The sequence below is a fragment of the Bacteroidales bacterium genome, from assembly GCA_023229505.1.
Taxonomy (GTDB): domain Bacteria; phylum Bacteroidota; class Bacteroidia; order Bacteroidales; family JAGOPY01; genus JAGOPY01.
Window position 1 is genome coordinate 1 of sequence record JALNZD010000082.1, and the last position, 5,801, is coordinate 5,801.

Sequence of the window (5,801 nt, forward strand, 5' to 3'; positions counted from 1 at the left end):
CTATGAACATGAGAATACCATCTAAAATCTTATAAAAAAGAACGAAATGTAGTGGCACAAACCTCTATGCAAGCCATTACTGTGCTGTATATAAATCAATTACAAAAATGAAGTGTCAAACTCGGGACCTACTTTAAAGAGAAACTAACTTTTGTTACGTAACTTTATAATTACACAAATGCCGCAACGTTTAAAGCGGGCGGCTTGAAGAACGGGTTAGGCATTTTTTAGCTCGCATTATTTCCTCCGTTAAGTTTTAATGACTATTACTAATATCCTAGAACCTTTGCAAATTCTTCAAAAGCATAGCCAGCCGGTTGATCATCTAATGAGTTTGCATGTGTAATTATTGTGATCTTTTTTGTTTTGTCATAGAAGACCATACTATTCCATCCAACAATACCTCCGGAATGTCCAAACAAATCCTTAATCATTTCAACTCCAAATCCATATCCGGAACCTGCTATTCATAATTACGAAGCACTCGAATAGTAATTTCATCTTTACCAGGTATATCATATTCCGGCAAATATATTGTTGTCTTATAAATCGATGATACTTTTTTCTCATAAGTGTAAATATTCCTAAAAAGAAATAACTGTGAATTCCTCAGGCATGGAGTTAGTAAATACCTGCGTCGTAACTCCAAGTTTAGTATAAGTCTTTAATACGAACGGAATACCATTTGACAAGAAATCTGTACCGTCGGAAATTTGAAAATGAAGATGGGGAGATGTTGAATTACCTGAGTTACCAATTAAAGCCAAAGGATCACCTTCCTTAACAATGTCTCCAACTTTTACAAAAAAAGAATTTGGATGAATGTGAGCATAGAGAGCATACATGCCGTTTCCGATATCCATCTCTAAATAATTGCCGTCCATCTCATCAAGATTGTTAAATTGAACATCCTGAGCATTGCCATGATTTTCAGGCCTGCCATCCGTAATGGAGGTTATTACCCCATTTGAAACAGCATAAAGAGTATCAAGGTAATTAAAATATGAGCTGTTTACTTTAGGATCGCCCTGATAATAAGCATTAAAAGAATCATTAAGCTGCGCATTGTCAAAAGCAAACCTTTCACTGTTCATTATTTTAGAATTTACAAAGAATAAAACTTTAAAGTGTGAGCCCATAGACGATTGATTCATGAAAATCCAGTTTTTTCCTTTAACCGGAGATCCTATAACAATGGGAGATTCATTAAACCTCGGGACAAATGATCCTCCTTCCACCACTACGTTTTCATTTTTACTATTCTTTAGTATAAACCGGTGAAAAATCTTTGCTGGTTTGGGTTTATCTAAAACAAGAGGAAGCTGGATAGACATGTAGTAGTAAAAGATTTTATCTTGCGTAAAGTATGGAAACTGCTGAAGAGGCTCTTTAAAAATTAAAGGCAGTTGGGATTTATCTATTGTAAATAATTCAGTATTTGAATTGTAGTCTAAAATCTGAACTTGTTCTAATGTCAGCCCTTCCTTTTCATATTCCCACATTTTTAACGTATAAGGTATTCTATGGTACATATCGGTTGGAAAAGGTATGTCGTTTATTATGACTTCAATTTTTTGGTTGGAATTATCCTGGGGTTCTGAAACGGTTTCTTTATTACAGGATATGAAGCTGAAAGTGCATATTAAAATGGATAGTAAAATGAAGTTTCTCATAGTAACTCCTAAAAATATTTCCGATGAAGGGTATGGTTTTTACAAAATCCTATTTTGATGATATTTTATTTTTTAATGCTTCACTGACCCAGAATCGAAGCAAATTCAGCGAATGCTACAAGTGCCGGCTGCCCTTCCTCGCAGTTTGAAGTGACGATAATAGTTATTTTTTTATCAGCATTGTACCAAACCTGATTATTATAACCCATAATTAAACCCGGGTGGCCAATCCAACTACCCATTTTTTCAATTCCAAAACCATAATAACTTACACCGGGATTGTCTCCATTTATCCATGCATATCTTTCAGTTTTCATGCTCTCAGATAAAAGTTTTCTTTCTTTCAATTCCCTTGCCCATATTATTAAGTCTGAAAAATTCGATATCAATATTCCTGCAGCATCACCAATTGAATTACTCCAGTATGTAACATCAGAAAGTGAGCCTATAGACCAGGTATATGCATGATGATACGGAGTCGGCAGATAATTTGTTTCCGGCCAAAATGTGTGAGTTAAACCTAATGGCTGAAAAATTTTTTCCTGAAAAACCTCCTTAACAGGTTTTCCTGTTACCTTTTTGATTATAAGACCTAATAAAATTGTATTTGTATTGCTATAATTGTACTTAGCGCCGGGTGTAAATTGCAATGGATACTTGAACGCAGGAGCTACAAGTTCTTCAGGCGTAAACCTTATTGTGCCCTGACTATTACGGTATGAAACGTTAATTGCCGAATCATTCAAACAATCTACTAACCCGCTTGACATATTGCCAAGCATCCTTGCTGTAATTTTATCCCCCTCCGGTATATTCAATTCAGGCAGATAATAAGATACAGATTTATTAAGATCAATTTGCCCTTCACAAGCAAGTATAAGTACAGCTTCGGTAGTAAAGGTTTTAGTTACACTGGCAATTCTGAAGTAGTTATTCACATTCATTGGTTCATTTGTTGTCAGGTTGCCTACACCGCGGGTTATAAATAATTCTTGTTCGCCTTCTACCCCAATGTATGCTATTAAACCCGGTGCTTGATTCTCCATCATTACCTTATCTGCCGCCGCTTCCAGTTTAGCTATAGTTTCAGTAGTTAAAATTTGATTTGCCGGTTCGGTAATTGAAGAATCGTTTGTGCATGATTGGGAAAAAAATGAGAGAAGAAACATTAGAAGTAAAGGGAATATGTAATTCTTTTTACTTGAGAAGATCTATTCTAAGTTCATAACTGAAGTTTTCATTAATACTCCTAAATTTTATTTAGCAATTCTTTAAAATACTAGAATCAGATATTGGCATAATGAAATTAAACCAAAATGCCTAACTACTAAATAGGCTGCAAATTTGCAGTCTATCACTCGTTAGACTTTTGTTTAAAAATTGATTTCCAAATTATTATATATAATATGCTTTGTAAACACTGCCTAACAAATTTTTCTGTAAATTTATACCGCTAAATTAAGTAAAAAAAATGAAACAATGATACAACAGCCAAAAAAATTACTAGAGCTGGTTCACGACCAAATACAATTACGTCATTAAAGCCACAGAACAGAAGAATCTTATATTCATTGGATAAAAGAATACATCTATTACTTTAATAAAAAACATCCAGCGGAGATGGGTAAATATGAGATCAACGAGTTTTTATCATACCTGGCGACCGAAAGACATGTTTCTGCTTCAACACAAAATCAGGCTCTTGGTGCTCTCCTTTTTCTATATCGTTATGTGTTAAACATGGAAGTTGAACTTGGTAATAATATTGTCAGGGCAAAACGAAGCAAACATATTCCGGTTGTTTTTACGAAGGAAGAAGCCAGGTTAATCATATCAAATTTAAAAGGTGTTTATTGGCTAATTGCAAATTTATTGTATGGCTCTGGTTTGAGGCTCTTAGAGTGCTTGAAATTAAGGGTAAAAGATATTGATTTTAATTATAACCAGATTATTGTCAGAGATGGCAAAGGAGAAAAAGACAGGATAACCATTTTACCCATTTCTATAAAAGAACAGTTAAAGGATCAATTTAGAAGTGTAGCGTTAACCCATAAGCAAGACCTTGAAAAAGGATTTGGAACTGTTGAATTACCATATTCACTACAAAAGAAATATCCAAATGCTGAAAAAGAGTTAATCTGGCAATGGGTTTTTCCGGCATCAACAAGATATTTTTACAAAGAAAAAAACATTGAAAGAAGACACCATTTACATGAAAGCGCAGTTCAAAGAGAAATTAAAAAAGCCATACAGCACGCAGAAATTTTAAAAAAGGCCAGTTGCCACACTTTCCGTCATAGTTTTGCAACACATCTTTTAGAAAACGGATATGATATTAGAACAGTGCAGGAATTGTTGGGCCATAATGACATTAGAACAACCATGATTTATACTCATGTCTTAAACAGTAACAAGCTTGGAGTGAAAAGTCCACTTGATTATTAAAATAGAAAAGCAAAAGGGCATAATCGAGTAGACGGCCCCGCCAGCAATAGCTGACGGGGTGCGCCTCTCACACCACTGTACGTACGGGCCTCGTATACAGCGGTTCATTAAGTTGGGGAGCGACTTTCAGATAATAGTCGAGCATCGGTTCGTAACCTCTCTTCTTTAGCCTGCTTAGCGTTATTGTCGTGACAAGAATCGGGCTTTGAGACACAGCCCAGCCTCCCATTCTCGTTCTGCTCCATGCATAGGCATGACGATAGTCAACTCCTAAGCGGATTAGGTTCTTCCTTTTCCTTTCAGGTTTCTTCCAGTCGTGCCATATGCAATACCTAAGCCTGTTGCGTACCCAACCGTCAATATCCCGGAGTTTGCCGTGGATACTTGCCATGCGGAAGTAATTTAGCCAACCCTGTTGAATGATTTTCAGTTGTCTGACGCGTTCAGAAAAAGTTTCTGGTGCAGTTTTCCGGGTTATGGTTTTGAGGTTTTGTTTGAGTGTTTTCCAGCTTTTATCGCTTACTACCAGTTGGTATTTTCCCTTTTCACCTTTGATGTACGTGGGAACGAATTTGTATCCCAGTATTTCAAAGTCGACAGGTCGGCGTATGCCGCTTTTCTCCCGGTTGATAAGAAGTTTTAACTTATCCCTGAGGAAAAGGTAAATACTGTTTCCTGCCTGTCGGGCTGCCTGTTTACTTTTCGTATAAATACTAAAGTCATCGGCATAGCGTACATAGCGCAACCCTTGTCTTTCCAACTCTTTATCCAATTCATGTAAAAGAATGTTGGATAACAGCGGACTTAAAGGGCTGCCCTGTGGCACGCCTTTTCTGCGTTTGGTGAGTTTCCCCTTTATCAATATCGGGGCTCTCAGCCATTTGCGTACCAGCCGCAGCGTGATGGGACATTTTACCTTGTTGTACAGTAGTTGCATCAGCATACAGTGGTCTACTTCATCAAAGAAGTTTTTCAGGTCTATGTCAACAATGTGTTGGTAACCTTCATTGATATACGTTTGCGCCTGCTGTACTGCCTGTTGGGCATTGCGATTTGGCCGGAATCCATAGCTGTGTGACTTGAACTCCAACTCAAATCTTAACATGATCACCTGGCTGACTGCCTGTTGAAGCATACGGTCGGTTACCGTCGGTATGCCTAATAGACGAGTTTTACCGTTGCTCTTGGGTATCTCTACCCCTAAGATGGGTTGAGGCAGGTATTTGCCCAGTACGATGTCCGAGCATATCTTGTCCCTGTGTATTTTCAGGTGCCTGGATAGCTCCGTCACACGCATGCCGTCAACTCCCGCCGACCCTTTATTGGCCTTGACGTGCTGACTCGCAAGTCGTATGTTCCTTCGGTCAATTACCTGTTCTATCATCTTTTGTTATGCTGTTATGCTCTGTTCCGCTTATGGCAGGGCTGGCAAAGTCTCCCTGCAGAATTTGGAACAACTTAATGTTCAGTCCTTCGATACTCAGGTGAGGCCTCCGGCTATCTATGACGGCTCGTTTCCTGTATCTACTATGACCTCTGCTGACTTCCCGGTGTACCGTTACCGACACACATGGATCTCCCCCGGTAAGAGCATTTTCCTTCCTCCGATTCCTGCGACATCTACATAACTACCCTTTTTATGTTCTTTGGGCGTTGTAAAGCTGTGGTTACTTACCCGGATAA

4 protein-coding genes are annotated in these 5,801 nt (G+C 38.0%); 1 reads left to right on the top strand and 3 read right to left on the bottom strand.

Going from position 1 to position 5,801, the window contains the following annotated elements:
• Positions 1-584: 584 nt before the first annotated feature.
• Positions 585-1,502 (bottom strand): M23 family metallopeptidase, encoded by a 918-nt coding sequence (locus M0Q51_16905; protein ID MCK9401651.1) that lies wholly within the window; start codon positions 1,500-1,502, stop codon positions 585-587.
• 251 nt (positions 1,503-1,753) lie between these two features.
• A complete protein-coding gene (locus tag M0Q51_16910; GenBank protein MCK9401652.1) occupies positions 1,754-2,842 on the bottom strand; it encodes a beta-lactamase family protein in 1,089 nt (362 codons plus the stop codon).
• Positions 2,843-3,260: 418 nt separating this feature from the next.
• Between M0Q51_16910 and M0Q51_16915 the strand changes: the two genes are divergently transcribed.
• The gene (locus M0Q51_16915; protein ID MCK9401653.1) at positions 3,261-4,118 is read left to right on the top strand and encodes an integron integrase; all 858 of its coding nucleotides are present in this window, start codon (positions 3,261-3,263) and stop codon (positions 4,116-4,118) included.
• 67 nt (positions 4,119-4,185) lie between these two features.
• Here M0Q51_16915 and ltrA read toward each other — a convergent pair whose 3' ends face one another.
• On the bottom strand, positions 4,186-5,502 hold the full coding sequence (ltrA, locus tag M0Q51_16920) for a group II intron reverse transcriptase/maturase (GenBank protein MCK9401654.1): 1,317 nt from the start codon (positions 5,500-5,502) through the stop codon (positions 4,186-4,188).
• Positions 5,503-5,801: the final 299 nt, after the last annotated feature.

Coding starts and splice junctions, on each gene's coding strand:
- ltrA (MCK9401654.1), bottom strand. CDS start 5,502: ATGATAGAACAGGTAATTGACCGAAGGAACATACGACTTGCGAGTCAG.
- M0Q51_16905 (MCK9401651.1), bottom strand. CDS start 1,502: ATGTGGGAATATGAAAAGGAAGGGCTGACATTAGAACAAGTTCAGATT.
- M0Q51_16910 (MCK9401652.1), bottom strand. CDS start 2,842: ATGTTTCTTCTCTCATTTTTTTCCCAATCATGCACAAACGATTCTTCA.